This is a genomic window from Brevibacillus sedimenti (genome assembly GCF_020923495.1).
GTDB lineage: Bacteria > Bacillota > Bacilli > Brevibacillales > Brevibacillaceae > Brevibacillus > Brevibacillus aydinogluensis.
The window spans coordinates 2,622,435-2,649,329 of record NZ_CP064048.1 but is presented as its reverse complement, the minus strand read 5'-3'; the positions used below and the strand labels follow the sequence as shown (position 1 = coordinate 2,649,329).

General features: G+C 57.6%; 23 protein-coding genes. 14 read left to right on the top strand and 9 right to left on the bottom strand.

The features are described from left to right. Nucleotide 1 precedes the first annotated feature (1 nt). Complete coding sequence (locus IRT44_RS12960; RefSeq protein ID WP_230076784.1) at nucleotides 2–1,354, top strand: DUF4179 domain-containing protein; 1,353 nt, start codon at nucleotides 2–4, stop codon at nucleotides 1,352–1,354. Between the two features lie 357 nt (nucleotides 1,355–1,711). Here IRT44_RS12960 and thiD read toward each other — a convergent pair whose 3' ends face one another. Beyond that, nucleotides 1,712–2,506, bottom strand: coding sequence for a bifunctional hydroxymethylpyrimidine kinase/phosphomethylpyrimidine kinase (thiD, locus tag IRT44_RS12955; RefSeq protein ID WP_230076783.1), 795 nt, complete (start codon nucleotides 2,504–2,506; stop codon nucleotides 1,712–1,714). 114 nt (nucleotides 2,507–2,620) lie between these two features. Here thiD and IRT44_RS12950 point away from each other — a divergent pair, with 114 nt between their 5' ends. The 5 genes from IRT44_RS12950 (at nucleotide 2,621) to IRT44_RS12930 (ending at nucleotide 8,372) form a co-directional block, all read left to right on the top strand. Beyond that, the gene (locus IRT44_RS12950; RefSeq protein WP_171566477.1) at nucleotides 2,621–3,430 is read left to right on the top strand and encodes a sensor histidine kinase; all 810 of its coding nucleotides are present in this window, start codon (nucleotides 2,621–2,623) and stop codon (nucleotides 3,428–3,430) included. Beyond that, on the top strand, nucleotides 3,427–4,074 hold the full coding sequence (locus tag IRT44_RS12945) for a response regulator (RefSeq protein WP_171566476.1): 648 nt from the start codon (nucleotides 3,427–3,429) through the stop codon (nucleotides 4,072–4,074). Before IRT44_RS12950 ends, IRT44_RS12945 begins: the two co-directional genes overlap by 4 nt. A gap of 575 nt (nucleotides 4,075–4,649) precedes the next feature. Beyond that, a complete protein-coding gene (locus tag IRT44_RS12940) occupies nucleotides 4,650–6,029 on the top strand; it encodes a hypothetical protein (protein WP_230076782.1) in 1,380 nt (459 codons plus the stop codon). Between the two features lie 276 nt (nucleotides 6,030–6,305). Then, the gene (locus IRT44_RS12935) at nucleotides 6,306–7,376 is read left to right on the top strand and encodes a flavin-containing monooxygenase (protein ID WP_230076781.1); all 1,071 of its coding nucleotides are present in this window, start codon (nucleotides 6,306–6,308) and stop codon (nucleotides 7,374–7,376) included. A gap of 12 nt (nucleotides 7,377–7,388) precedes the next feature. Beyond that, nucleotides 7,389–8,372 (top strand): cation diffusion facilitator family transporter, encoded by a 984-nt coding sequence (locus IRT44_RS12930; RefSeq protein ID WP_230076780.1) that lies wholly within the window; start codon nucleotides 7,389–7,391, stop codon nucleotides 8,370–8,372. Between the two features lie 379 nt (nucleotides 8,373–8,751). Here IRT44_RS12930 and acsA read toward each other — a convergent pair whose 3' ends face one another. After that, the gene (gene acsA / locus IRT44_RS12925) at nucleotides 8,752–10,467 is read right to left on the bottom strand and encodes an acetate--CoA ligase (RefSeq protein ID WP_230076779.1); all 1,716 of its coding nucleotides are present in this window, start codon (nucleotides 10,465–10,467) and stop codon (nucleotides 8,752–8,754) included. Nucleotides 10,468–10,636: 169 nt separating this feature from the next. Here acsA and IRT44_RS12920 point away from each other — a divergent pair, with 169 nt between their 5' ends. The 6 genes from IRT44_RS12920 (at nucleotide 10,637) to IRT44_RS12895 (ending at nucleotide 16,884) form a co-directional block, all read left to right on the top strand. After that, nucleotides 10,637–11,599 (top strand): metallophosphoesterase, encoded by a 963-nt coding sequence (locus IRT44_RS12920; RefSeq protein ID WP_230076778.1) that lies wholly within the window; start codon nucleotides 10,637–10,639, stop codon nucleotides 11,597–11,599. Nucleotides 11,600–11,640: 41 nt separating this feature from the next. Further along, a complete protein-coding gene (locus tag IRT44_RS12915) occupies nucleotides 11,641–12,642 on the top strand; it encodes a PucR family transcriptional regulator (protein ID WP_230076777.1) in 1,002 nt (333 codons plus the stop codon). A 115-nt stretch (nucleotides 12,643–12,757) separates the two neighbouring features. After that, complete coding sequence (locus IRT44_RS12910) at nucleotides 12,758–13,873, top strand: ABC transporter ATP-binding protein (RefSeq protein ID WP_171566469.1); 1,116 nt, start codon at nucleotides 12,758–12,760, stop codon at nucleotides 13,871–13,873. A gap of 72 nt (nucleotides 13,874–13,945) precedes the next feature. Next, nucleotides 13,946–14,722 carry a Cof-type HAD-IIB family hydrolase gene (locus IRT44_RS12905; protein ID WP_230076776.1) on the top strand — a complete coding sequence of 259 codons (777 nt, stop codon included), beginning with the start codon at nucleotides 13,946–13,948 and terminating at the stop codon, nucleotides 14,720–14,722. Nucleotides 14,723–14,836: 114 nt separating this feature from the next. Continuing rightward, nucleotides 14,837–16,228, top strand: a complete 1,392-nt coding sequence (locus IRT44_RS12900; RefSeq protein WP_230076775.1) for a S8 family peptidase — start codon at nucleotides 14,837–14,839, stop codon at nucleotides 16,226–16,228. 62 nt (nucleotides 16,229–16,290) lie between these two features. Further along, entirely contained in the window at nucleotides 16,291–16,884 is a 594-nt protein-coding gene (locus tag IRT44_RS12895) for an NAD(P)H-dependent oxidoreductase (protein ID WP_230076774.1), read from the top strand. An 88-nt stretch (nucleotides 16,885–16,972) separates the two neighbouring features. Here the strand turns inward: IRT44_RS12895 and IRT44_RS12890 are convergent, their stop codons facing one another. The 5 genes from IRT44_RS12890 to IRT44_RS12870 all read right to left on the bottom strand — a co-directional run bounded on the left by IRT44_RS12890 (nucleotide 16,973) and on the right by IRT44_RS12870 (nucleotide 21,436). After that, on the bottom strand, nucleotides 16,973–17,473 hold the full coding sequence (locus IRT44_RS12890) for a DUF3907 family protein (protein ID WP_035298197.1): 501 nt from the start codon (nucleotides 17,471–17,473) through the stop codon (nucleotides 16,973–16,975). Nucleotides 17,474–17,565: 92 nt separating this feature from the next. After that, nucleotides 17,566–18,741: an ABC transporter permease gene (locus tag IRT44_RS12885; protein ID WP_171566465.1), complete on the bottom strand. Its 1,176-nt coding sequence runs from the start codon at nucleotides 18,739–18,741 to the stop codon at nucleotides 17,566–17,568. Beyond that, nucleotides 18,734–19,924, bottom strand: coding sequence for an HlyD family secretion protein (locus IRT44_RS12880; protein ID WP_171566464.1), 1,191 nt, complete (start codon nucleotides 19,922–19,924; stop codon nucleotides 18,734–18,736). Before IRT44_RS12880 ends, IRT44_RS12885 begins: the two co-directional genes overlap by 8 nt. 45 nt (nucleotides 19,925–19,969) lie before the next feature. Continuing rightward, nucleotides 19,970–20,551: a TetR/AcrR family transcriptional regulator gene (locus tag IRT44_RS12875; protein ID WP_171566463.1), complete on the bottom strand. Its 582-nt coding sequence runs from the start codon at nucleotides 20,549–20,551 to the stop codon at nucleotides 19,970–19,972. 264 nt (nucleotides 20,552–20,815) lie between these two features. Further along, nucleotides 20,816–21,436, bottom strand: a complete 621-nt coding sequence (locus IRT44_RS12870; RefSeq protein ID WP_212132769.1) for a YhcN/YlaJ family sporulation lipoprotein — start codon at nucleotides 21,434–21,436, stop codon at nucleotides 20,816–20,818. A gap of 418 nt (nucleotides 21,437–21,854) precedes the next feature. Between IRT44_RS12870 and IRT44_RS12865 the strand changes: the two genes are divergently transcribed. Then, complete coding sequence (locus IRT44_RS12865; RefSeq protein WP_230076773.1) at nucleotides 21,855–23,963, top strand: exo-beta-N-acetylmuramidase NamZ domain-containing protein; 2,109 nt, start codon at nucleotides 21,855–21,857, stop codon at nucleotides 23,961–23,963. A gap of 124 nt (nucleotides 23,964–24,087) precedes the next feature. Then, on the top strand, nucleotides 24,088–24,228 hold the full coding sequence (locus IRT44_RS12860; RefSeq protein ID WP_171566460.1) for a hypothetical protein: 141 nt from the start codon (nucleotides 24,088–24,090) through the stop codon (nucleotides 24,226–24,228). Nucleotides 24,229–24,369: 141 nt separating this feature from the next. Here IRT44_RS12860 and IRT44_RS12855 read toward each other — a convergent pair whose 3' ends face one another. Both IRT44_RS12855 and IRT44_RS12850 read right to left on the bottom strand, forming a co-directional pair. Next, on the bottom strand, nucleotides 24,370–25,959 hold the full coding sequence (locus IRT44_RS12855; RefSeq protein ID WP_230076772.1) for an acyl-CoA synthetase: 1,590 nt from the start codon (nucleotides 25,957–25,959) through the stop codon (nucleotides 24,370–24,372). Between the two features lie 472 nt (nucleotides 25,960–26,431). Beyond that, nucleotides 26,432–26,674 carry a hypothetical protein gene (locus IRT44_RS12850; protein ID WP_171566458.1) on the bottom strand — a complete coding sequence of 81 codons (243 nt, stop codon included), beginning with the start codon at nucleotides 26,672–26,674 and terminating at the stop codon, nucleotides 26,432–26,434. Nucleotides 26,675–26,895: the final 221 nt, after the last annotated feature.

Genomic DNA, 26,895 nt, shown 5'->3' with positions numbered 1-26,895 from the left:
GGTGCGTGACTGGGAGCAAACGGAACAGCAGCTGTCCGAGATCAGGGAGCGGTACCAGCATGTGGCGGTCCCGGAACAGGCAGATCGTTACATCCTGGCCGGCATGGCAGAAGCCCGGCGGCGGCAGATGCGCACGCAGCGGCTGCACCGGATTGGCTGGTCTGCGCTGACCGCCTGCGTGCTGATGCTGGGGCTGGTCTTCTCCATCCGCCTCTCCCCAGCCGTCGCCGCCTACGTCAGCCGCGTTCCCGGCTTGAAGCCGCTGGTGGAGCTGATCCAGTACGACAAGGGACTGCAGATGGCGGCCCAGCACGGTTTGACGCAGCAGGTTGGCCGGTCGGCCGTCCGCGGCAAGGTGAGCTTTACGGTGGATCAGGTGTTGATGGACCAAAAACGGATGCTGATTGTGTACACGATCAAGAATGCGGAGCCGGGACATGTGACGAAGCTGGAAAAATTGGAACTGTACGATCCGGAGGGAAACCAGTTGAAGGCAGGCTTTTCCTGGTCACACAAGCCTGCTGACAAGGAGGCGGTCGTGAGCCAAAACAAACTGGATGTCTACTGGCAAGATGACGTCCCGATCCCGGACCGCATCACCGCCAAGGTCACCCTGTCCGTAGACAATCAGGTATGGGAACCCTTGTCCGTGGACATCCCGATCGACAAGTCCACATATGCCGACCTGACAGAAAAAGTATATCCCGTCAACAAAACCGTGATCGTGGACGGTCAGGCCATCACGGTGGAGCGCGTCACCGTCTATCCGACGCAGACGGAGGTGGCCATCCGCTTCGACCCGAAAAACAGCAAGCGCATCTTCGGCTTTGACAACCTTCGTCTGGTCAATGAAAAAGGGGAGTCATTCGCCTTCTGGGGAAACGGCGTATCCAGCCATTCGGTCGATGAGGACAGCGTGGTCTACTACCTGGAGAGCAGCTACTTTACCCCGCCGGAAAAGCTGTATGTCACAGCCGACGGCATCCGGGCCCTGGACAAGGAGAACTTGCACGTGGTCATCGACGCGAAAACCGGCCGGCTGCTGCAGGCGCCGGACGACAGACTGCGGGTGGAAGCCCTGCGGCAGAACGAAGACGTGGTGGGGCTGGACCTCGCGCTGAGGGTGGAGGAGGGCGATCTTCACCAGCTTCACCCGTTAGTCCGGGATTTGTATGACGACCGGGGCAACGAGTACGAGCATGTTCAGGGGACTTCCTACGCGTACGGCGGCGTCCAGTATTTTGGCGAACTGTTCAAGCGGAAAACAGAAAAGGGTGTTCCATCAACGTATCGATTTACCCTGTCCGATTATCCCGCGAAACTGAATGGGGACTTTACCGTTGGCATCAAATGATCGGCTGCGGCCGGTGGAACGCACTACGGACTTTAAAAATGATTTTCAGGCCGAAAGGCCTGCCCATTCATCAACCGAAGCGGAAGACAATGGGCATCGCATGGCGGGATGGGCCAAGCGAGCTCCTTTGACGACCGACTCAGCGGAAAAACGAAGACGCGGGAATCAACAGGGGACACAAGTCTCACTTCCTCGAAATACCCAGATGTTTGTCCCCTGCCCGCGTCTCGTTTTGAAGCGGACATCATTCGCTTCTTTGCTGGGCGTCAAGCGAGCGAGCGGGCCCGCTCTCCCATACGCCGCGGACTTTGTCTGCAAACTGAGAGCTCGAGGAGACCTCGAGCTCTTGCCGTAGTTTTATTCAATGGCTGCCCAGTGATTGGTCGGGCCGTGCCCGCCGCCGATTTGCGGTGCGGTGGCGATCGCCTGGACGATGAACCGGTTGGCCCGCTCCACCGCTTCCACCAACGGTCTTCCCTTGGCCAGTTCCGCCGTCAGGGCGGCGGAAAAGGTGCAGCCGGTCCCATGGGTGTGACGGGTTTGAATGCGGCTGTGGGCCATTTCGTAAAACGCTTGTCCGTCGTACAGCATGTCGACGATCTCATCGCCGTCCAGGTGTCCGCCTTTCATCAGGACATGGCGTGCGCCCAAGGCGTGAATCGCCTTTGCCCCCTCCCGCATGTCGGCTGGTGTGCGGATCGTCATGCCGGTCAGGCACTCTGCTTCCGGCAGGTTGGGCGTCACCACTTCGGCCAGCGGGAGCAGGTGTGTTTTCAGCGCCTCAATCGCTTCGTCCAAAAGCAGCTTGGCGCCGCCCTTGGCGACCATCACCGGATCGACCACCAGCTTTTCCAGGCGAAACGCGCGCACTTCCTCCGCCACCGCCCGGATGATCGCGGCGTCAAACAGCATGCCCGTCTTGGCCGCGTCCGCGCCGATGTCACGCAGGACTTCGCGGATCTGCTGCGTCACCGCTTCAGTCGGCAGCGGGTAGACCCCTGCCACTCCCAGCGTATTTTGCGCTGTCACCGCCGTAATGGCGCTGGTGCCGTAGACGCCGAGCTGATGAAACGTCTTCAGGTCCGCCTGGATGCCGGCGCCGCCTCCGCTGTCCGAACCCGCGATGGTCATCGCTTTTGCCACCGTGCTCATGTCTTCTCCTCCTGTCAGTCTGTCACTCTTACCCGAGTATACCATCCGCCCGGTTCCTTCGGTATACTAGATTACGAGATCTCAAGGATCAGGCAATTGGAAGGGAGAGGTGGCATGACGTACCGCAGCCTTTACTGGCTGACCGTTCTCTTGCCGCCATTCATCATCGGCGGCTTTGAATTTGTCCGGCACGATTTTCTGCTCGATTACCTCTCGATGGAAGCGGGCAATGTCTATATCACGATCCTGACCCTGTTGCTGTCGTTTTTGTTTGCCACCTGGATGTTCCGCAAGATTGAGCGGATGAATGCCAAACTGGTGGAAGAACAGGCGCGCCGCGCTGTGTACGAGGAGCGGGAACGGCTGGCGCGGGAACTGCACGACGGCATCGCCCAGTCACTCTTTTTCCTCAACGTCAAACTGAAACAGGGACAGCTCGAGGATGCGCGCGTCGCTGTTTCGGCCATTGACAATCACGTACGGCAGGCGATTTTCAACCTGCGCTCCCTGCCGGAAGAAGGCAGCAGCCTCACGCAACGTGTGGAAAAGTGGCTCTCCCAGTGGAGCGCGCTGTCGGGAGTGGATGTGACGCAGGAGGTGCAGCTTGTGGATGGCATTTTTTCACCAGCCGAAGAAGTACAGTTGTTCGGCGTCATCCAGGAGGCGTTTGCCAATATCCGCAAACACGCCAATGCCCGCCACACGTGGCTGAAGCTGGTCGGCACCGAACCTGGAAACTGGCAGCTTGTGATCGAGGATGACGGCATCGGAATCCCGTCGGTTGACGGCGAAGCGAAAAAATACGGCTTGGCGATGATGGCCGAGCGAGCCAGGCAGTTGGGCGCTGCCATCGTCATCCGCCAGCGCGCGGAAGGCGGCACGCACATACAGCTGACGGCCGGAAACGGAGGAATCGGGAGATGAGCGCATACCGCGTGTTGATAGCCGACGACCACCCCATGGCGCGGATGGCCATTCGCAGCCTGTTGGAACAAGATCCGTCCTTTGAGGTGGTTGGCGAGGCGACCAACGGAGAGGAAGCATACACCCTCTGCGGACAACTACAGCCCGATCTGGTGCTGATGGACATCAACATGCCCGGGTGGAGCGGCCTCGAAGCCACGCGAGTGGTGAAAAAAGCCTACCCGCACATCAAGGTGGTGATCCTCAGCGTATCCGACGATGTCGGCGACCTGATCACCGCCATCCAGTTCGGTGCCCAAGGGTACCTTTTGAAAAACCTGGAGCCGGACGACTGGATCACCTATCTGCATGCCCTCCTGGGCGAAGACAGCGACGTCTCCCGCGAAATGGCAACGCGGCTGTTTCACCACTTCCGCCAGGAGCAACGACTGGACGAACCGACGCCGGACGTGCTCACCCCGCGCGAACGGGAGATTGTCAAGTACGTCGGTGCAGGCAAAACCAACCGGGAGATCAGCGACGCACTGGTGATCGCGGAAAACACGGTGAAAAATCACATCAAAAACATCTTGGAAAAACTGCAGTTGGCCAATCGGGTACAGCTGGCCGCCTATGCAGTCCGCCATCATCTGCTGAAACAATGACGGGGACAGGCAGCACAATCGCCTGTCCCCAGCGCTTTTCTAAGGGACAGCCCTATTAGACTCCTCATCACACACGGAAATTGGCGGAATTTTACAGCAACACTTTTTTTTCCAACCATTCCGTTTTATAATAGCTGCAAGAGGTGATCGCGTGAGCACCAGGGAATGGCTCAAGTCATCTACGCTCGTCGCATGCGGGATAAGGATAGCCGCCGGATAGTGGGGGCCCCGCGTGCAGCTGACGAATGACGCGGACGTCATCACATGATTTGGCGCTCGGTGGCGATCGCGTGCGACACCTCATTTTCTCAGGCGTGGAGCGCCGCCCGCAAAGTTGCTCCTGTTCGCTGCAGCCATTCCGGCATGATTCCCGAGCCAGCTCGTTTCTCCTCCGCTGCCCGGCTCCGGAATCGCTTCCTCTCCCTATCGCTGCATCCTATCCATCACTCATCCTCACCGAACCGTTTCGCCCACACCTGAATAGGAGGTGATCTCCCCGTTCTCGGTCCGTTTTCACATCGGTTGACGTTGCCGCTTGTCCGGAGAAAATCTCTTGATGATGGGAGGCGCTACGGATGAAACAACCTGATTTTTCCAACCTGCAGGCGTGTATTGAAGAGGCAAAAACGGCCGCATTGGATACAAACCCGGGACCGGCCGACCCGACGGATTACCGGCAACTGTTGATTCGCCTGGAGGCCGCACGGGACAAACTGCCGCCGCTCTATCGGGAGAAAGTGTTTCAGCCAATCGCGCGCACACTGGACGAGCTCTCCGAGTCCGGATTTGCCGAGCTGCTCAAACGTGACCCAAACCGGGAACGGGAAGCCGGTCTGCTCATGGACATCGTCCAGGCAATCCTGCAAAACGGGGAAGGATACGAACAAACCGCAACAGATGCCTTCCAGGAAGTGGTCAGCGACTTGTACGACGGTTTTCTCAGTGCGGGTGACCGGGCCGGAATCAAACCGCCGGACCGCAGCGTAATCGCTCCGCTGGTCAAATGGGGACGGCCCCAATACGGACCGTACACGTGGCCAATTGACGCCGCAGCCCATTTTGGACTGGAGACAGGCATTGTAAACCTTCCCCCTTCCCATGCCAAGCAGGGACTGCTCGCCTGGTCCGCGCTCGCCCACGAAACGGCCGGACACGACATACTGCACGCCGATACGGGGTTGCTGCAGGAGCTGTCACAGGTTGTCCGCCAGGAGCTGATCGGGCAAAAGTTCAGCCGCAGCTTGGCCGAGTACTGGGCGCTCCGCATCGATGAAACCGCCTCCGACGTGTTGGGCGTGCTCAACATGGGGCCAGCCGCGGGCATTGGCTTGATCGGTTACTTCCGCGCCTTGAACGGCGCTTGGGGAGGCACACCGAAGCTGCGCAATACGGGTCCCGACTACGATCCTCACCCCGCCGACATCCTGCGCGGATACTTGGCCGCCGAGACGGTCCGGCTGCTCCGTTTTGACGGTGCGTCGATCTGGGCAGATGCCCTCATGGCGGAAACGGACAAAGATCTCGGCACGATCGTATTGGGCCGTACAACCATCGACGCTGATACGGCAAAGCGTTCCGCCGCCGCAGTAGCTTCCGTCATCGCGGAGTCGCCGTTGAAGAGCCTGGAGGACCACGCACTTGCCCAGATCCAGAACTGGCACGACCGAGACGAGCAGATTGCTGCCAGCATTCGCTCCCATCTCACCTCCTCCGGCGATCTGAACGAATGCTACATGTCGGGATTGTACGCCGCCCACGTGGTGGCAGCTGCTGTCACCGGTGCTTTGGAACAGGGCGCCAATATCCAGGAGATTTTCCAACGCATGATCACCGTGCTGAAAGGCATGCACGATGCCAATCCAGCATGGGGACCGCTGTATGTCAGACATCCGGGCGATCTCCAGCCCCATCGGGTCTACACCAGGCCTGCCGCCCAATCGGTTGCCGCCGGCTGATCTGAGATACAAGTCGGCTGATCCGAGATACAACAGGACGTCTAGGAGACATTTTGTTCTGACTATTTAGAATTAACAACCTCTTTCGAGAAGCATGGCTCCGCCGAAACGCGGAAACATGCTTCTTTGCTTGCCGATGTTGCGGCATGGCTCTGTGTGCAGCCGCCCGGAAGTGGCAGAAGATGCAGTCAAATTACATAAATATATGATTGAATGTTCATATGTTAATGTGTTATCATTTTCTTGCCATCACTTGTGGAAAAGGGGAAACATTGCATGAACGCGTATGATGTGCTGGTAATTGGTGCCGGTCAAGCGGGGTTGGCCATGGGCTACTACCTGCGGCAAGCGCGGCTCCGTTTCCTGATCGTCGACCAGTGCGAGCGGGTGGGCGATCGCTGGAGGCAGCGGTACGACACGCTGGTGCTGTTCACCCCGCGCTCTTTAAGCGACCTGCCCGGCCTGCCCTTCCCCGGCGATCGTGACGGACTGCCTGGGAAAAACGACGTGGCCGACTATCTGGAACGGTATGCCGCCCACTTCTCCCTGCCAATCCGGACAAAAACGCCCGTCTCGTCGGTTGAGAAGTACGGCGATGGATTTCTCGTCACCAGCGGACAGGAGCAGTGGTTCGCCCGGCAGGTCGTGATCGCTACGGGACCGTTTCAGTCGCCGTGGATCCCTGAGATCCATCGCGATGCTGCCCCTGATGTCGTCCAATTACATACGGATGCGTACAAAAACGAACACCAGCTCCGCCCCGGCCCAGTCCTGGTGGTCGGAGACGGCAATTCAGGGGTCCAGATCGCCGTGGAACTTGCCGCTTCCAGACCGGTTGTTCTCTCCATCGGGCGACAGCGTTCGTTTCTTCCCCAGCGCCTTTTGGGAAAACCTATCTTTTGGTACTTCAAGCTGTCCGGACTACTCTCCATTCCCGTCACCACCCTGCCGGGCCAATGGCTGAGCAGGCAGCCCGATCCGATCATTGGCTGCAAGCGCCAGTTTCAATATCTAAAGCAGCAGGGACGGCTGCGCGTAACGGGGCGGACCATCCGCCTGTCAGGCAATACCGCAACCTTTTCAGACGGCAGTCAGGCGGAAGCTGTTAATATCATTTGGGCAACCGGGTTTCGCTGCACGTATGACTGGCTTCATGTCCCGGGCGTATTGGACGCAAACGGCCGTCCGATTCACCGGCGAGGCGTCACGCCAACCGCCGGCCTCTACTTTCTCGGCCTGCCATGGCAATATCGCCGTTCTTCCGCTCTCTTGGGCGGGGTTGGCGAGGATGCGCGTTACCTGCTCAGGCACATCCTGCACACATCGGGCCGACATCCTGTGACGTAAGGGGGAATCCGCATGGGTCTGCATCACCATCACGGCCATGCCCACGACCACGGACACGGTCATCATCACCATCACGGCAAAGGGGCCAGCAAGCGCGCCCTGCTGATCGCGTTTTTGATTATCACCGCCTTTCTCGTCGTGGAAATCGTCGGCGGCATCCTGACCAACAGTCTAGCACTCTTGTCTGATGCCGGCCACATGGTCAGCGACGCCTCTGCCCTGCTCTTGAGTCTGATCGCGCTGCATGTGGCGGCCCGTCCTCCTTCCACCCAGAAAACGTTTGGGCTGCGCCGCCTGGAAATTCTGGCTGCCTTGACTAACGGTGTCACACTGGCCGTGATCTCGCTGGCAATCCTCTGGGAGGCGTACGAGCGGCTGCGTACCCCTCCCGAAGTGGCGAGCAGCACCATGATCCTGATCGCCTCGCTGGGGCTTGTCGCCAATATCGCTGCCGCGTACGTGCTGATGCGCGGCGACTATCGGGAAAACGTAAACGTGCGCAGTGCCTTACTGCACGTGCTGGGCGACCTGCTAGGCTCCGTCGGGGCCATCATCGGCGGTCTCCTGATGCTCTGGTTCGGCTGGTACATCGCCGACCCGCTGATCAGCATCGTCGTCGCCATCCTGATCCTGTTCAGTTCGTGGCGCGTGACCAAGGAATCGGTCAACATCCTGATGGAAGGATCGCCGGCCCACATTGACGTGACCCGCGTCAGCGAACGCCTGCTGCAGCTCGACGGGGTAAAGGGTGTGCACGACCTGCACGTCTGGACCGTCACGTCAGGATTTGATTCGCTCACCTGCCATCTCACCGTGGAGGATGACCGGCCCAGTTATCCGATCCTAAACGAAGCGATCCGGTTGTTGCACGATGAGTTTGGCATCTCCCATGTGACCATTCAGATTGAAGACGATACAGTGCGGCATGCCGAACTGGCCTGCGAACACAGGGAACCGGCGAAGTGCAGCCATGAGCACGACCGTCCCCATTCGTAAAACAAAAATCTCCTGCGCTTTCTGCACAGGAGATTTTAGACTGAAGACAAACCGATTTACGAAGGAGAAGAACGTTTCCAGGCAGAGCGACTTGTGAGCCCTACCGAGCGGAGCAGCGATTTGCGGGAAAAAGGAGCGCCATCTCTGAATAGGCTGTGTAGCCATGCAGCTTTGGCGATCCCCCGCAAATCGATGAGGAGCGTGCAGTTCGTGCTTCCCTGCTGGGCGAGCACGGGCCCCGCCGAACGCGAGCGTTAGCTTGTGTTCGGTGGGTAAAGCACGGAGCGGATGACGGAAACGTGTTCTCCTCACAGCGACCACTTTGTCTACAAGCCTGAAATCTCCTGCGCTTTTTAACGCAGGAGATTTTTTGCCAGGATCAGTCTTCCATCGTGGACAGGTCGCCGGTCGGCAGGCCCAGTTCCCACGCTTTGAGCACGCGGCGCATGATCTTGCCGGAACGCGTCTTCGGCAGCTTGTCGCGGAATTCGATTTCGCGCGGCGCGGCATGGGCGGCGAAGCCTTCCTTGACGAATTTGCGGATGTCTTCCATCAACTCTTCGCTTGGTTCGTAGCCCGCACGCAGGGAGATAAACGCCTTGATGATTTCCCCGCGCACCGGATCCGGTTTTCCGATGACGCCCGCTTCTGCCACTGCCGGATGTTCCATCAGCTTGCTTTCCACTTCAAACGGACCGACGCGCTCGCCGGAGGTGTTGATCACGTCGTCAATGCGGCCCTGGAACCAGAAGTAGCCGTCTTCGTCCTTGTAGGCCGAATCGCCGGACACGTACCAGCCCGGGAAGCGGAAGTACTCCTCGTACTTCGCCGGATTTCGCCAGATTTTGCGCATCATTGACGGCCAGCCGGTACGAATCGCCAGATTGCCCATCCGGTTGGGCGGCAGTTCATTTCCCTGATCGTCCAGGATGGCTGCGTAGATGCCGGGGAACGGTTTGCCCATCGAGCCGGGCTTGATCGCCATGCACTTGTAGTTGCAGATGAGCTGTCCCCCTGTCTCCGTCATCCACCAGGTATCGTGAATGCGCTGGTTGAAGGCCCGCATGCCCCAATAAACCACTTCCGGGTTGAGCGGTTCACCGACGCTGAGGACGTGGCGCAGTGACGACAGGTCGTAGCGCTTCACGATTTCGTCGCCGGCCCCCATCAGCATGCGGAAAGAAGTCGGGGCACTGTACCAAACAGTCACCTTGTACTTTTGAATCGTGTCGTACCACTCCTCCGGCTTAAACCGTCCGCCGCGCACCACGTTGGTGGCGCCGTTCAGCCAGGGGGCAAAAATCCCGTAGGACGTACCGGTTACCCAGCCCGGGTCAGCGGTGCACCAGTAGATGTCGTCCTCCTGGAGATCGAGGACCCATTTGCCGGTCTGGTAGTGCTGAATCATCGCGTTGTGTACGTGCAGCACCCCTTTCGGCTTGCCGGTGGAGCCGGAGGTGTAGTGCAGGAGCATGCCGTCTTCGCGATCCACCCATTCGATCTCCAGTTCGGAGGATGCGGATGCCATCGCTTCTTCATAGCTGATTTGACCTTTCTGCAATTCGTTTGTAGCCCCGACCAGGATGATGTGCTTCAGCGCAGGCAGATCCTTAACCGGAATGCGCGGCAGCAGCGCAGGCGTGGTGACAATGGCCACCGCTTCGCTGTCCTCCAGCCGGTCGCGGACAGCGGCTTCCATGAACGCCTCAAACAGCGGTCCCACGATCGCTCCGATTTTCAATGCCCCTAAAACGCTTACATACAGCTCCGGCGAACGAGGCATGAACACGAAAACGCGATCTCCTTTGACGATGCCCAGGCTGCGCAGCACATTGCCGAACTTGTTGGATAATTCGCTCAACTGTGCAAACGTGTAGCGCTCATCCCTGGTCGCGTCGCTGTACAGCAGGGCGATCTTGTCTCTTCGTTCCGTCTGCAGGTGGCGGTCAATCGCCTCATACGCGATGTTGACTTTTCCTGTTTCATACCAGGAAAACTGCTTTTCCACGTCGGCCCAGTTAAAATTGGCGTAAGCCTCGTCGTAGTTCTTCAGGTTGTACTGTCCTTCCGCGGGCGGAATCAGGTCGACTTTCATACTCTCTCACTCTCCTTGTGTGACTGAAGGATCACTGCTTCATTCAGCTTTTTCATAATATTTCTGCACTTCTTGACAAATTCCTCCTCCCAGAAACCTACTTATCAGAAAACGCCAGAAATCTTGTATAATGATCAGGTAGTTTGCTAGAAAGCGGAGGTGACAGCAGATGTTTTGGTTATTGATTGTGTCGCTTTTTGCCGTTTTACTTGCGCGCGCCTACCGCAATACGTTTGATCTGAACATCCGCCGCGTCAACGTGGCCGTCCAGCCGTCGGAGTGCCGCGGCGAGTCCGGCAGCTTTAAGCCGCTCACCGTGCTGCATCTGTCCGACCTTCATATGGAGAATTTTTCCATCCCCGCAGAGCGGATCGTCCGGGACTTTTCCGGACAGCACATTGATTTGATTGCGATTACCGGCGACCTGTTGGACCGCCATAAAAATATTCCCAAAGCTGTAGCCTACGTGGAAACCGTGATGAAATTGAACCCGCGTCTTGGCACCTTTGTCGTCTTCGGCAATCACGACTATGTGCTGGCGCCCCCGAAGCTTGGGCAGCTGAAAGCAGAGCTGGAGCGGATCGGCTGTCGGGTGCTGGTGAACCAGCACGTGACACTCATCCACGACGGAATGCCACTGCACGTGATCGGCGTGGACAACTACTCCACCGGCCACAGTGATCTGGCTGCATCATTTCGGCATGTGCCGACAGATGGCGTGCGCCTCGTACTGACGCACGATCCCAACCTCGTCCTGGAGATGCGGGACTATTCGTATGATTATCTGCTGTCCGGCCACTTTCACGGCGGACAGATCCACTGGCCAAAGCCGTTTCACCTCGTCACGATGGGCCAACTGCCCAAGCTGAACATGGTAAAAGGACTGCATCACTACGACGGACGCCCCTTTTACATCAGCGAGGGATTGGGGCAGACGGGGCTGAACATTCGCCTCCGCTCCCGTCCGGAGATCACGCTGCACACGCTGGTTCCTGCCGGCGCGCCGTCTGCTCTTCCGACTGCGGAGACGGCTGCTGCCGCTCAAATGAAAGGCTCCGCTGCAAAACCACACGCCGCAACCAATCCGGGCAAGGTTGCGACTGAAGCCGGCCGCACACTGGCCCTGGAGTAATGTATAATGATGGCATCTCGCAGTGAAACGGGGTGCCGAAGATGGACGCATGGAAACGGGATGTGGAACGAATTCGGCAGGCGACAGGCCTGCCGATCGCGTATCTGAACGTGGCACAGGAAGAGATCGAGGCCGTCCGTGCCGCACAGGAGCAGTCCGGCTGGGAAATCGTCCAAAGCGGGTCTTTCGCCGGCCGGGCGTTGATGGTAGCCATACGGCCGGCACAGTGGCCCGATGCCGCACGTTCGCTGCTGATGCTGCTGTTGACCAAGCCGGAACAGGCCGGCCCCGCCCAGGAACAGGTCACCGCCTGGTTGACGGAAGTGGCGGCGGGCCTTCCCGCTTCTCCGCCCGACGGACTGGAACAGCACTGGGCGTGGCGGGAGAAGCGGGTCTGCTTCCTGTTGGAATCCACCCGAAGCGAGGGACTGTTTGAACTGGCCATACTGCAGCCGCTCCTGCACGATTTTTTCAAAGGGGCCCTCGTCTCGCTGTTTCCGCTGCCTCCTTCACACCTGCTCCTGGCCGTTCCCGTCTCCGCCCTGGATGGCGGCGATGCGGAAAACTGGCTGGAGTGGGCCTATGGCCTGCACGACCTCATCTCCACCGAGTTGATGGAAAACGTGCGCGTCATTCTCGGACCGGCCGTGGAGACACCTGTCCTCCTGGACCAGGCGCTGACCGACTGCCTCCGCCTCTCCCGCGCCCTGCAAAAATACCGGCCGAAAGTCATGGTAGCGGACAGACGGCAGTACCCGCTGGAACAGTGGGCCGCTTCCCTGCCTTCCGACATCGCCTCTCTGCTGGGCGATACACTCTTGCATATAATGCCGGCACCGAAGCTGAGCCACGAACAGATCCAGACCCTGGAGACCTTGTTTGCCCGGCAGCTGAATGTGAGCGAAGCCGCCCGGCAGTTGTATCTGCACCGCAATACCCTGATCTACCGGCTGGACAAGCTGACGGAAGAGACCGGTCTGGACCCCCGGCAGTTTCCCGATGCCGTGCTTCTGCAGTTGTTTCTCCTGTTTCGGCAAAATTGACCAAACAATTCGTACAATTTGACCGTAGCGCTGCCCATCCCCTGCTGGTAACATATGGGCTACAGCGAAGAGGAACGACAGCATTGCAACTTTCGGGAAGACGGAGGTGCCGGAGTTGGCAAAAGTGACGCTCCATCACGTGTACAAACGGTACAGCAATAATGTCACCGCGGTACACGATTTTCATCTGGAGATCAAAGACCGTGAGTTTCTCGTACTGGTCGGTCCGTCCGGATGCGGGAAATCGACCACGCTGCGCATGATTGCCGGACTGGAGGAAATCTCCGAAGGCGACTTGTACATCGGGGACCGGCGGGTCAATGACGTGGCCCCCAAGGACCGCGACATCGCCATGGTGTTTCAAAGCTACGCCCTCTACCCGCACATGAACGTCTACGAAAACATGGCGTTTGGCCTCAAGCTGCGCAAGTTTTCCAAAGCGGAGATTGACAAACGCATCCAGGAAGCAGCGCGCATTCTCGACATTGCCCATCTGCTCGACCGCAAACCAAAGGCGCTCTCCGGCGGCCAGCGGCAGCGCGTCGCCCTGGGACGAGCCATCGTCCGCGAACCGCAGGTATTCCTCATGGACGAACCGCTGTCCAACCTGGATGCCAAACTGCGCGTCCAGATGCGCACGGAAATCCTGAAATTGCACCAGCGGCTCAACACCACCGTGATTTACGTGACCCACGACCAGACCGAAGCGATGACCATGGGCGACCGCATCGTCGTAATGAAAGACGGCGTCATCCAGCAGGTGGCCACCCCGACCGACATTTACAACCACCCGGTCAACCAGTTCGTGGCCAGCTTTATCGGGTCCCCGGCGATGAACTTCATCAAGGGGCGCATCGTCGAAACGGACGGAAAGCTGTTCTTTGAAGCTGCCAACCTGCGGATTCGCTTTCCGGAAGACAAGGCGAAGGTGCTGCGGGAGAAAGGATATGCCGACAAGCAGGTCACGTTTGGCATTCGCCCGGAAGACATTTACAGCGACAACCAGTTTATCGAAGCCAATCCGTTTGACAGCAACGTCACGGCAGAGGTGGACGTCGTCGAGAACATGGGCTCCGAACTGTACGTCTACTTTTCCAATGTCGGCGGCACACAGCTTGTAGCTCGCGTCGACGCCCGCGAAGGCATCAAGCCGCGGATGTCCGTCAAACTGGGCATGGATTTGTCCAAGTGCCATGTGTTTGACAGCGAGACGGAAACGGCTGTATTCTAAATGAAAAAAAGAGAAAAAAAGGGATGTCTTTGCAGGCACTCCCTTTTCCTGTTTTGTAGAGAGGAGAGAAACATGTCATACAAAATCGTGTTTTTTGACATCGACGGGACGCTCTTGAATACGGATCACACCATCCCCGAGGAGACGCGGAGGGCTGTCAGGCAGCTGCAGGATAACGGCGTTTTGGTCGCGATTGCCACAGGCCGCGCGCCGTTCCACCTGCTGCCGGTTGCACAGGAACTGGGGATCGATACCTATGTCGGGTTCAACGGCTCGTACGTGGTTGCAGAAGGCCGGCTGATCCGCGAGACGCCGCTGTCCAGGAAAACGCTGGCCGACCTGGAAGCGACAGCCCACGCCAACGGCCACCCGATGGTATTCCTCAGTGCCGATACCTGTTATGCCAACACCGCCGACCATCCGCACGTAATCGAGTCGTTTCACTCCCTGCGCCTGGCGCCGCCCGTATGTCGGCAGCGCTACTGGGAAGAGGCTTCGATCTACCAGGCGTTCCTCTACTGCGGCGAACAGGAGGAACACAATTACTTCACCCGCTTTCGTGACGACGTGTCGTTCGTCCGCTGGCACCGCGTCGTCCTGGACGTGCTTCCTCCTAACGGCTCCAAAGCGCGCGGCATTGAAGCGGTGCTGCGTCATTACGGACTCAAGCCGGAAGATGCGGTGGCGTTCGGCGACGGCCTGAACGACAGGGAAATGCTCGCCTACGTCGGCATGGGTGTGGCGATGGGCAACGCCCACGAGCAGGTGAAGCCGCTGGCAAACATGGTGACCCGCCACGTTAACGATGCGGGCATCCACTACGGACTGCGGCAGCTCGGCCTGATTTAACCGATACCCTCCTCGTTACATCCACCATCCAGGGAAGCATGTCAGCTTTTTCCGTCATAATCACTCCCTCCGTGCGCACGCTATGTCTATACAGCATGGAGGGAGTGAGTTTTTTTGCGAGTCTTACCCCCGATTATCGCAGCGATTGCTCTGGTCGGGCTGGCCGTGATCCCGCTTCGCTGGCATCAGCAGCAGGAAATGCGCGAACCTCACCCCCAGGTAACTTCGCTATCGGCACATATTCCGCGGATCAACTACATTGAACAGGTTAAAGACACGCGGCGCGGGTTGGAAAAAAGCGCCCATATCAAAACCCTGCACCACAATACGCGCGACCGCAGCCACTATGTAGAGCATGAGGTCGTCGTCCGCTTTTCTCCCCGCCCTGACCAAGCGGCCCTCCAAAAGCTGCTGGATTCGGTCGACGGCAGGATCAAGCGGGATTTTGGGCAGGCGATGATTATCAAGTCGCGCAGTTTGACCACCCAACAGCTGATGAAAAAGCTGGCCGAGCATCCCGATTCCGTCTACGCGGAACCCAACTACCTGCTGCTGCCGAACCGTCGGCCCAACGACCCCTATTACCGTGAGTATCAATGGAACCTCCCCCTGATCGGCATGGAACAAAGCTGGGACATCAGCCAGGGCTCCAACGACGTCGTGGTGGCGGTCATCGACACGGGCATTGATTTGCGCCATCCGGAATTTGCCGGCAAACTGGTGCAAGGCTACAACGTGCTGGAAGACAACAACGTCCCCCAGGACGACAACGGTCACGGCACCCACGTCGCCGGAGTGATTGCCGCCAAAACCAACAACGCCGACGGTATCGCCGGCATGACCTGGAACAGCAAGCTGATGCCGATCAAGGCGATCGGTGCGGACGGGGCCGGATCCGCGTTTGACATCGCCCAAGCGATCTACTGGGCGACCGACCACGGCGCCGACGTGATCAATCTGAGCGTGGGCAACTACACCTCCTCGGCCGCCTTGAAAGAAGCGTGCCGTTACGCGTATGACCGCAACGTGGTGCTTGTAGCCGCATCCGGCAACGACGCGACCAACCAGCCCAGCTATCCGGCTGCCTACGAGGAAGTCTTGTCCGTGGCGGCTGTCGACCATAACAAACAGCGGGCCGATTTTTCCAACTACGGGGACCATGTGGATGTGACCGCACCCGGCGTTGACATCCCCAGCACTTACATTCACAACGACTACGCCGCCTTGTCCGGCACTTCCATGGCGTGTCCGCACGTAGCGGCGCTGGCTTCGCTCATCCGCTCCGTCAGTCCTCACCTGACAAACAAAGAGGTCATGCAGATTATTCGCGAGACCGCGGTCGATTTGGGCCCTCCCGGCAAGGACAAGCTGTACGGGTTTGGCATGATCGACGTGAATGCAGCGCTCAGGCAGGTGCAGCCGGCAACCACACGCCAGGTGCAAGAGCCGGATACCTTCGGCGAACTGCTGAACAAGTTTTTGCTCCGTCTTCGCTTTGGACTGTAAGAACGAGTGATTCCAACGAGTGATTCCGCAAAAATGAGTGATTCCGACCAGGAGGCGTTTTGATGAAAGCGTGCATCGTGTTTGCCCACGAAGGAACCAAAAGTTTTGCCCATCAAATCTTGCAGCGCGTCGTCACTGCTTGTGAAGCAGCCGGCATTCGTCCGGTTGTCCGCGACCTGTACCAAATCGGGTTTGACCCGGTCTTTGACGCGGAGGACATGCACCTGGCCAGCCAAGGCCGGGCCCGGGCGGATGTGGAAGAGGAACAGCAACTGATCACCGACGCCGACCTGCTGGTCATGATCTACCCGGTCTGGTGGTGGTCACCGCCCGCCATCCTGAAAGGGTACCTGGACCGCGTCTTTACGGACGGGTTCGCGTTCCGCTACGGCGATGACGGACCGGTCGGCATGCTGAACGGAAAACAGGCGCTCGTCTTTACCACCACCCGCGAGTCGGAACAGGAGATGCGCGCCGACGGGTTTGACGAGGTGGTACGCAAACAGATTGTGGACGGGACGCTGAAGCTGATCGGCTATGACGTGACCTATCGCAACTTTGCTGCCGTTCCATACGTGAGTGAAGCGGAACGGGCCGCCATGCTGGAGGAGGCGGAAGCGCTGGTTCGCCGCATCCGGCAGCCCGTTGGGGTGTAAGGCATCGCGCAGAATTGACGCTAAAAGCCCTCCCGGCAGCGGCACGAGATGATCCGTGCCTGTCTGCCTCGGGAGGGCTGTGTTTGATTTACGCTTTTTGCATCCGTTTCTTTGTAATATAGTCCGTTTCGTAGTACTGCAGATCGTCACGCAGCTGCTCAAACACCTTGGACAGGGATATGGTCAGCTGTTTGAGCTCAGGGGTTACCTCTTTGCGGAAGATAATGGCGTCATGGCCGGTGTACGAATAACGCCCGTCTTCGTCGTACACTTCCCCTTTGGGGTAGTAGAAGTTGTTCACACAGGAGTGATACACCTGATACAACACTTCTTCGGCAAACTCCTCGTTGAACTTGGCTCTCCGAAGCGCCACGCCCAGCCGCTCGTACGCATTTTCGCAGTAAACCAAAAGGTGCCGCAAATCGGAGAGATAGTCGCGGTAGTAAGCCTCGTACTCTTCCGGATCGCCGGATTGCGCCACAAGGCCCGCCAGTGTGACTTGGTTGAGAAAGCGCTCCAGCTCCATGCTTACCTTCTTCAACTTCGTGTACGTGTCCTCGCACAATTGCTTCAGATGAGTCGCTGACATAGTGCCCCCCTCGCGTAGAAAATCTGCCTTTTTCTGAATAGTATAAAGGATATCTTATTTACAGCACAAGAATTTCTTTTCAGCATATCCTGCTACGCACGAGTCGACTCCGCTTCGGGAAGCGTCACTTTCCGCGTCTGGAACTGGTAGGCGATGTACGCCGCAAACAGGCCGATCAGCGTCATAAACGCCAGGACTGCCAGATCATGTGTCAGGTAGGACAGGTCGTGTCCCTTGTTTAAAATTTCCCGGACGCCGTTGAGAAAATACGTGAGCGGCAGCGACTTGCCAATGGCCGCAACGGCCGCCGGCATGGACATCAGCGGCCAGGTGTACCCCGACAGCATGAACGACGGCACTGCAATCAGCATGGCGATCTGAGTGGCCTGCAGCTGGTCTTTGGACCAGAACGAGATGGCAAATCCGATCACCACCACAGCGAGGTTAAAGACGGTGCCCACGATCAACAGATGGGCGATGCTGCCGTAATACGGGATCTCAAATCCCTTTAACAATAAAGCAAATACCAGCATCAGATTAAAGGTGGCCACCAGCATATAGGGCACTATCTTGCTCAGGGCAATCGTCCAGAAGCCATTTTCCCTCAGGGACGACGCCCATGTCCCGGCTTCTTTTTGCTGGGCAACGGAGAGGGCTACGCCCAAAAACAGCACCTGCTGCAGCACCGTTCCGCCCAGACCGAAGACCATGAACGTCAGGTAACTGAACGTCGGATTGTACAACACGCGATAGCGGTAGTCGATCCCCGTGAACAGGTTTTTTCCTTCTTCTCCCCAGCCGCCCTGGGCCTCCAGCTTCTTCAGCGTGACGCCGGCCGAGACCGACTTGATCACGGTGTTGGCGGCCCGGACCGCAGTGTTGGAAATCAGCATGTTGCTGCCGTCGATGACAGTCAGCACCTCTGCCTCACGTCCCGCTTTAACGTTTTTCTCCAGATCAGCGGGAATGATCACGGCCATGTTCGCCTGTCCCCGGTCAATCAGGTCCATCGCCTCTGCTTCCGTGCCGACGAAGTGGGTGATGCGGAACGTCTGGTCCACCTCAAAGGCGCGGTACAGCTCGCGGCTCAGTTCTGTCTGGTCTGCATCAACCAGCACGGTGGGAATCTCCATCACCTTTTTTTGGCTGTACAAAAACCCGAACAGCGTCATGTACAAAAGTGGTACGACGAACAGCACCAGACGGATCGTCTTGTTTGTATAGATGTTGCGCCACTCCTGAAGGAGCAGGCGGGAGAAATTACTCACCGCCACCAGCCCCTTCGATGTTCCATTCGACCGTCAAGCCCGGCCGCAATTCAGGATCGGTCACCGTCATTTTCACCTGGAAGGAACGGATGTCCCTGTCGCCCAGCTCCTGGGTTGCTTTCTTCACGGCAAAATCAGCTGCAGGCGCCACACTGACGATCGTCGCCTCCACGTCGCGTTTCAGCGCCGGCACGTAAAGGGTCGCCTTGTCGCCCGCCTTAACCGTGGACAGAGCGTACTCGTTCACGTAAAACTTCACAAAGTTATCTGTTTTTGCCTGCAGCGTCACAACCGTATAGCCCTGCGCCACCAGTTCCCCTTTTTGCACGGCAACTGACTTGACGATGCCATCCACCGGCGCGGTCAGCTTGGTGTTGTTCAGGTACGCGTTAATCTCGTCGAGCGCCCCTTTGGCCTGCTGCACGCCTGCTTCCGCCGATCTGACGTCGAGCTGTTTTACCCCCACCTGTCCGCGCGATGCCACCGCTTGATCGTATGCGGCTTTTGCCTGCTCCCACTGTGCCTTGGCCGCTTCCAGCTGCTCCTGGCGCGCTCCGGTCTCGGCCATCTTGAGCTGTTCGTTTACAGCTTTCAGTTCGGCCTCCGCTTGTTCGTACTGCATCTGCGCCTCTTCCACTTTTGCCTGCGGAACGGCTCCTTCTTCAAACAGCTTTTTCATTCGCTCCAGCTGCGTGGCTGCGATCTCCTTGGCTGTCTGAGCCGCCTGCTGCTTCGCCTTTAACTGGGCCACTTCCTCGGAGCGCGCCCCGTTCTTGCTGGCCTCGTACTGCGCTTTGGCCGCGTCCACTGCCGCTTTCGCCTGTTCCACCTGCGCGCTTATGGTGCTGTCAGTGATGGTCACGCCTTTTTTCGCCTGTTCCAGACGGACAAGCGCCAGACGATAGGCGGCCTCCGCCTGTTCCCGTTTTGCCAGCAGTTCATCGCTGTTCAGCGTGGCCACCAACTGCCCCGCTTTTACCTCGTCTCCTTCCTGTACGGCGATCTCAGCAATCGAGCCGCCCATCTTAAACGACAAATCCACCTCGGTCCCCTCGACTACACCGGTCAACTGCGCTCCACGCTGTCCCGCCACGTTGACCGCTCCCGGTCCCAACAAATACGTTCCCAGCAAGACAATGCCAGTCAAGAAACCGGCCATCCCAATCCATGCTCGTTTGTTCATGGTTGTTCTCCTCTCCTTGTGATATGTCTGTTACCTGTGATGTCGTCAGCGCTGAGGCACGCGCAGCACGCCGGACAAAAGCAGCCGAAGCGTCTGCTCATCCGCGGCCGTCGCCCGTTCCTTGCGAAAGTGCCTGCGCAGCACGGTAATCCCGGCCATGCCGAACAGGGCGGATACCAGCGACCACACGTCCGCCTCCTCGGCAACATGTCCGGCCTGCTTCAGTTCGGCCCAGTACCTTTCCATCGTGCTGAAATACCCGGCCAGCAGTTTGCCGATCATCTGATCCCGCTGCTCGTGGCCGGTAAAAAAGCTCAGCAGGAGGAGACACAGTTCCCGGTGTTCGGAAAAGAAGCGAAGATGCTCATCCAATACGCCAATCATGCGCTGATCCAACGGCACATCGCCGCGATTCATCACGCTGTCCACGGAATCGATCAGCATCTTCACCCCTCTTTCAATCACGTACAGAAACAGTTCCTCCTTGGTGGAAAAGTGGTAGTACAGCGTGCCTTTGGCCACCTGTGCCACCTCGGCAATCGCGTCCATCGTGGTGTCGCTGTACCCGTACTGGGCAAAAGCCTTCAGTGCTCCCTGTGCAATCTGATCTTTTTTGGATCGGGCCATCCCTCCTCATCCTCCTTTGCGTTTTTAAACTGACTGGTCAGTACAAAAATGAGTGTACGACTTTTTTCCTTTTTCGTCAAGTCTCTTGCAAAAAAGCAGACCGCCCGGCAGGCGGTCCTTCCCTGTTTTCGCTGTTTTCCGTCGTCCCGGCCTGCGAGCACTGCTCCCAACGATCAGGCAACCGCCCGGCATTTGCGTCGTGGTACCGCTCTGTTCATGCACCGCCCCGTGCACAGTCAGCAGATTACCCTGAGGTCCGAATCGTCAATGGACGAGTTCAAACCCTATTGACGTATAACCGATGTCGTTCAACAGTGTCTGGAACTCCTCATCCCTTACCGTTTCTCCGCGCAAAATCCGCTCGTGCAGGTCGGCTATTCGCTGGTAGATGGCCTTGTTGGTGGAGACGTACATAATGTTGAAACGGGTCTCCGCCTGCAGCCTGCTGCGCATCGCTTTTACCACTTTCATCTGGATGTGGTCAGTGTGGCCGTTATCGATCCGATTCGGCGAGCCAGGCTCATGGGGGATCGTCGGATTCGGGTTGACCTGGTCCGGCTTGGGCGTATCGGCCGTCAGCACGCCAATCAGCAGATTGTCCTTGAACGCCAGCACCTTGATGTCCTGCACGCCGGGAATTCGCTCTGCGTGGCGTTCCAGCAGGGCGAGCAGATGAGGCTCGCGGCGGTGGATGTTCTTTTGGTAGATCATCGCTGCCGGCCCCTTGTCCCGTCCGAGGTTGTCACTTTTCAGGTTGATGCCGTACGGGTCAAAACGCGCCTGCTGGCCCGTGTAGTCTTCCGTCCCCTGCTGCTTGTTTGGCGTACAGCCGGCGATTCCCACGGCCAACCATAGGGCCGCGCACAGCACTCCCACTCGCTTCACGCAAAAAACACCTCCTTACCCCTAGTGTGTGGTCTGAGAGGTGTTCTTACTCTGATGGAGCGTTCCTTATCTTCCCTTTTTATCACACCGCTGCTGGACAACCGGGCACACGCAGCCAAGCCTTTCAGCCGCCTGCCGCTCCGCTTAGACTCGTTTCGACACGGCTGCCTGTCCATTTGCAAAATTTTGCAGGAAAAGACCGCAACGTTTCGATAAATGCGGCGTCAAAAATAAATGAAAGCATCTGTACGGACGGCAGGTGACTCAGCAGGCTAGAGAACCGCAGGCATTTCCACGTTTTTTCTTCGTAATTGTCCTCAAATTCGGGATTGTTACTGGATTGCAACCATTGCGTTAGCAGATACCGATACAATAGACGTACAACAATGTCAGTTCATCAAGAAAGAGGCCGAAAATCATGAAAAAACTGCTCCCTTTACTCATCCTCGCACTCATTCTCACCATTATTCCTCCAGGCGGCAGTTCCGCCAACACTGCTGTCATTCAATTGGGAAGCGACGTGCTCTTTAATCAATTCCACCACGTCATTCAAGGCAAAAAGGTGGGCCTGGTCACCAATCAAACCGGTGTCAACAGCCAGGGAATCAGCACGATCGACATGCTGCGGCGCGACCGTACCGTCACGCTGACCGCGCTGTACGCCCCCGAACAAGGACTGGATGGAAAAACGCCTGCGGGGCAACAAACCAGCACGTACTTTCACCCTGTCTACAGTATTCCGGTGTACAGCCTGTACGGCTCCACCCCCATCCCCACAAAGGAGATGCTGTCCAACATTGACGTGCTGGTCGTCGACCTGCAGGACATCGGTTCCGCGACCTCTCCCTACATCTCTACACTTACGGCCTGCATGACTGCTGCCAAACAATTTGGCAAACCGCTCATCGTGCTGGACCGGCCAAACCCGGTCGGCGGCACCATCGTGGACGGTCCACTGCTGGAGGCACCGCACCGTTCGTTCATCGAAGGCGCTCCCCTGCCGCTGGCGCACGGCATGACCATCGGTGAATTGGCCCGGTTTTTCAACCGCAGCATCAACGCCGATCTGACCGTCATTCCCATGCAGGGGTACACCCGTCAAATGCTGTACCAGGATACCGGACTGCCCTGGATTCCCAGTTCCCCCGAGACTCCCGACCTGGCCGCCGTTTTCGGCTACATGGCAACCGGCCAAGGCGAAGGAACGGGAATCACGCCAGCCGACAACTTTACCTGGATCGGCGGAGAAGGCATTGACTCCGATGCGTATGCGGATCTGCTGAACGGCGCCCTGCTTCCCGGGGTGATGTTCCTGCCGCAAGACAAGGAAACGCGCGGCGGGGTGCGCCTGCACATCATCGACCCGTACCGGTTCAATCCGGCGAAGACAGGCATCTACACGCTTGCATACGCCAGCCAGTTGAATCATGATCTGGTGCCGAAAAGCGGCCTGACGAGCAGCGTGAGTCAGCACCTGGCGCAGGGATTGTCTCCGCAGGCGATCGAAAGCACGTACGCTGACAAACTGGCGGCATTCCGCGAACAGCGAAAAGCGTTTCTCATCTACGGCGATCAACCGTACGAACCGGCCGAACCGATCCGCAGCAAGCCCGCTTCGGACGCGCAGCCGCAGCAGCCCCCGGTCAGCAAACCGGCGCAAGGGCAGCAAGCTCCGGCGAATCAGCCGCAGGCTCCGGTAAATCAGCCGCAGGCTCCGTCGAAAAAACCTGTGCCGCCCACAGAAAAACCGGCAGCCGTCACACCGGCTCCAGCCGGTGCTGAACAAACTGGGAAACAGACGCCAACGACCAACCCGCCCGCTCCTTCGACAGCAGTGCCGGGCACACAGCCGACCGAGAGCAAACCTCCGCAGGACAAAGTGGCCTATCTCACCTTTGACGATGGCCCCTCGCCGGTTACGAGCCAGATCCTGGACATCCTGAAACAGCATCAGGTGAAAGCCACCTTTTTCGTAGTTGGCAAAAATGTTCCCGGCCGTGAAGCTGTACTGAAACGGGCCATCGCCGAAGGACACGTGGTCGGCGGTCACACCTATTCGCACGATTACCGTCTGATCTACAAGGACATCGCGTCGTTCTTTGCCGATCTGGAAAAAGGCAACCAGCTGATCGAGAAGGCCACGGGCGTCAAGCCGACCGTGTTCCGCTACCCGGGCGGCAGCACCAACACAGTGAGCAAAAAGTACCAAAATCCAAACGTGTACAACAACAGCCACACGGTCATGCAGGACATCAAGGCGGAAGCGGCCAAACGCGGCTATGTCTTCATCGACTGGAACATCTCCAACGGCGATGCCAGCAGCAATCACTACACGCCGGAGAGCGCGCTGGCCAATGTGAAAAGCCAGGTAAAGCACCAGCGGGAAATCGTCGTGCTGATGCATGACGCCTCGACAAAAGCGGCAACGGCCCAATCGCTGCCGGCAGTCATTCAATATTTGAAGCAGCAGGGCTACCGATTTGACGTTATTCGCCCCGACAAACCGACAGTCGCCAACGTGAAGTAACGGCAGCCAACCATCACCAGCTCCCTTTCGAGGGAGTTGTTTTTTTGTTTGGGGGCACAATAAGCGGGGAGCCGGACAACTCCTGCCGGCGTCCGCAGCAACACGGAATAACGGGAGGAAGATCATGGGAAACTACAAATGCTGCCACTGCGAGCATGAAACAGACAGCATTCATCTGATCACGTACTTCCAGGGCAAGCAGGAACGCGAAGAACTCGTCTGCGACACCTGTTACGCCGAGTGGCTGGAAGGGTTGAAAGGTTAAAGACAGTGCCCTACATGCTTAAATGCTCTCCCGGCGGCGACGGCAAGCCGTCGGGATCGGGAAAACACGCACGCCTTTAACCCCCGGATCGGCATGCCCGGGGGTTGGGGTGCGCAAGTGCAGCTGTCCCAGCTAGTGCGCTTACGAAACAACCTGATTATGGTCATCTGCCGCCAGCGACTTGTAACGGAGACGCAGCTCCCGTTTCAAAATTTTCCCGCTCGGATTGCGCGGCAGGCTGTCGGTAATAACCGCGTATTTGGGCGCCTTGAACGAGGACATCCGTTCCCGGCAAAACGTCAAAATTTCCTCCGCGGTCAGCGTCTCGCCCGCTTTCGGCACCACCACTGCCGTGACCGCTTCGATCCAATAGGGGTGCGGAACACCGATCACCGCTGCCTCTGACACTTTTGGATGGCGGTAGATCAATTCCTCTACTTCCCGGCTGGCGACGTTTTCCCCGCCGGTTTTGATCATGTCTTTTTTGCGGTCCACAATGGTGATGTACCCCTCTTCGTCCATGATGCCGAGGTCGCCGCTGTGAAACCATCCATCACGAAATGCTTCCCGCGTTTTTTCCTCGTCGCGGAAGTAGCCGAGCATCGCATGGCTGGTCCGATGCACGATTTCCCCCACCGTTCCCGGAGGCACTTCGCGTCCGTGGTCGTCAACGATTTTCGTCTCCACGTTGAGCGCCGGTCTCCCGGCCGAACCTGCCTTGAGCAGTTGGTCCTCCGGCTTTAGCACGGTTGCCAAGGGAGCCACTTCCGTCTGTCCGTAAAAGTTGTAAAACCGTGCGTTGGGCAGCCGCGCGTTCAGCTCCTTGAGAATTTCCACCGGCATGATTGCCGCGCCGTAATAGCATGTTTTCAAGGAGGAAAGATCCCGTTCGGCAAACGAGGGGGAACGCAGCAGCGCAATCCAGACGGTCGGCGGGCAGAACAACTGCGTGGCCCGGAACCTTTCCACCGTCTCCAGGATCACGTCCGGCACGGCTTGTTCCAGAATGATCCCGCTCGCCCCCAGGTACACGTACGGGCCGAGAAAGCAGTGCAGCTGTGCACAGTGAAACAGCGGCATCGCGTGCACGGCAATGTCGTCTGCCGTCATTCCGCCGTCAATGATCGTGCTGACGTATTCGGCAACCACGTTTGCATGGGTGAGCATGACCCCTTTTGGCTTTGCTTCCGTGCCGCTGGTGTAGAGGATGTGGACAACGTCGTCATCCGCCAAATCCACTTCCGGCTCCATCGTCGCGCAATCCCGTATCCATTCGCGAAACGACAGCCATGGCCCGGTCGGATCAGCCGGTTTGGAGATGAGACAACACACCTTCGGCGAACAGCCGGACAACCGGATCGCCTCGTCCATCACTGTCCGAAATTCCGGAGCGGCAAAGCAGGTGCTCACTTCGGCATGGCCGAGAATATACGACACGTCTTCGCTATTCAACATGTAGTTGATCGGCACCATCACCACCCCCGCCTTGGCCAAGGCGAAGTTGAGGATGGCAAAATCCATGGAGTTGCGCGACAGGACTGCTGCCCGCTCCCCTTTGCGCAATCCAGCTGCCAGCAGCGCATTTGCCGCCTGATTCACCACCTTGTCCAATTGTTCGTAGGTGAGTGTCTCTTCTTGGAAACGCAGCGCCAGTTTACGCGGAAAACGTTTCCGGCTGCGGCGCAGCAAATCCCCCAGCGTGTTACGCCTCGCACGTTGCATGTCGTTCATGATACCGCCTCCTCCTTGTCCGTTTTCTATATTATATCCAAATAATTCTGTATAGTATGTAAATTTAAACAACATTTCCCGGGCAAACCCAATAAATAAAAAAGGTCCCTGACCATGTCGATCAGGGAGAAGAACTCAAGGTTATGAGGTTGTCTTCTATATCATAGTATAGATAACTGTATATCTACAACCAGCATATTATTCCAATCAATATATGGAAAATGAGCGCTCACTGGCATAAAGCCGATGCGGGTCATAAGTCCTGCCCGCTCAACGTTTGCAAAAAAAGAACGGCGACTCGATCTGCAGTAGTAAGCCGCCGCAGGCCCCCAAGAAACACGGGTGCTTCGTCTACAGGATATATCAATGAGTACATACGAATCGATAGCAAATGGATGGATAGCGATGAAAACTTTGGCCCATTTTCCAAGAAAACCGTCCCCGGTTTGGTTCGTCCGACGCTTCACGCGGCTTATTCCTGCACGATCGGGGTCGGCTCCACAATGGACAGCGGGACTCCGTGCATGCCAAAAATTTGCCGGACCTGTATGTACTGGTGTACCGGCAGGTCTGGGAACAGAAAGGCGACTTCCCCGGTCGGCAGTGAAGTAATCATGCGCGGGATGGACCGCTTGTTCAATTCGCGGCGGATGGATGCCGCATCACGCCATGAAGCGGCGAAATAAATCGTGGGTGTAAAGGGTTCGGCATTCACTCTCAAAACACGCTCCTTTTTATGCTTCCTTTCTTATATCGGCGAAAATGGCCAACACTATAATTGTAATATATTACCAGCTAATTGGCACGTGCGTCCTTCCGTTTGCAGACAAACGGATGTTATTGTGTAACACCTTTCGACGTACTGGACTCAATTGTAAAAAAATATAAAATATCCAAAATTGGTGTTGACAATCTATTCCAGTTGCTTACCCTGAT

What these genes read in the sequence shown, in the direction of transcription:
- IRT44_RS12945 (WP_171566476.1), top strand. Translation starts at nt 3,427, where the DNA reads ATGAGCGCATACCGCGTGTTGATAGCCGACGACCACCCCATGGCGCGG.
- IRT44_RS12950 (WP_171566477.1), top strand. Translation starts at nt 2,621, where the DNA reads ATGACGTACCGCAGCCTTTACTGGCTGACCGTTCTCTTGCCGCCATTC.
- IRT44_RS12930 (WP_230076780.1), top strand. Translation starts at nt 7,389, where the DNA reads ATGGGTCTGCATCACCATCACGGCCATGCCCACGACCACGGACACGGT.
- IRT44_RS12905 (WP_230076776.1), top strand. Translation starts at nt 13,946, where the DNA reads ATGTCATACAAAATCGTGTTTTTTGACATCGACGGGACGCTCTTGAAT.
- acsA (WP_230076779.1), bottom strand. Translation starts at nt 10,467, where the DNA reads ATGAAAGTCGACCTGATTCCGCCCGCGGAAGGACAGTACAACCTGAAG.
- IRT44_RS12890 (WP_035298197.1), bottom strand. Translation starts at nt 17,473, where the DNA reads ATGTCAGCGACTCATCTGAAGCAATTGTGCGAGGACACGTACACGAAG.
- IRT44_RS12855 (WP_230076772.1), bottom strand. Translation starts at nt 25,959, where the DNA reads ATGAACGACATGCAACGTGCGAGGCGTAACACGCTGGGGGATTTGCTG.
- IRT44_RS12875 (WP_171566463.1), bottom strand. Translation starts at nt 20,551, where the DNA reads ATGGCCCGATCCAAAAAAGATCAGATTGCACAGGGAGCACTGAAGGCT.
- IRT44_RS12940 (WP_230076782.1), top strand. Translation starts at nt 4,650, where the DNA reads ATGAAACAACCTGATTTTTCCAACCTGCAGGCGTGTATTGAAGAGGCA.
- IRT44_RS12880 (WP_171566464.1), bottom strand. Translation starts at nt 19,924, where the DNA reads ATGAACAAACGAGCATGGATTGGGATGGCCGGTTTCTTGACTGGCATT.
- IRT44_RS12860 (WP_171566460.1), top strand. Translation starts at nt 24,088, where the DNA reads ATGGGAAACTACAAATGCTGCCACTGCGAGCATGAAACAGACAGCATT.
- IRT44_RS12920 (WP_230076778.1), top strand. Translation starts at nt 10,637, where the DNA reads ATGTTTTGGTTATTGATTGTGTCGCTTTTTGCCGTTTTACTTGCGCGC.
- IRT44_RS12935 (WP_230076781.1), top strand. Translation starts at nt 6,306, where the DNA reads ATGAACGCGTATGATGTGCTGGTAATTGGTGCCGGTCAAGCGGGGTTG.
- IRT44_RS12895 (WP_230076774.1), top strand. Translation starts at nt 16,291, where the DNA reads ATGAAAGCGTGCATCGTGTTTGCCCACGAAGGAACCAAAAGTTTTGCC.
- thiD (WP_230076783.1), bottom strand. Translation starts at nt 2,506, where the DNA reads ATGAGCACGGTGGCAAAAGCGATGACCATCGCGGGTTCGGACAGCGGA.
- IRT44_RS12915 (WP_230076777.1), top strand. Translation starts at nt 11,641, where the DNA reads ATGGACGCATGGAAACGGGATGTGGAACGAATTCGGCAGGCGACAGGC.
- IRT44_RS12865 (WP_230076773.1), top strand. Translation starts at nt 21,855, where the DNA reads ATGAAAAAACTGCTCCCTTTACTCATCCTCGCACTCATTCTCACCATT.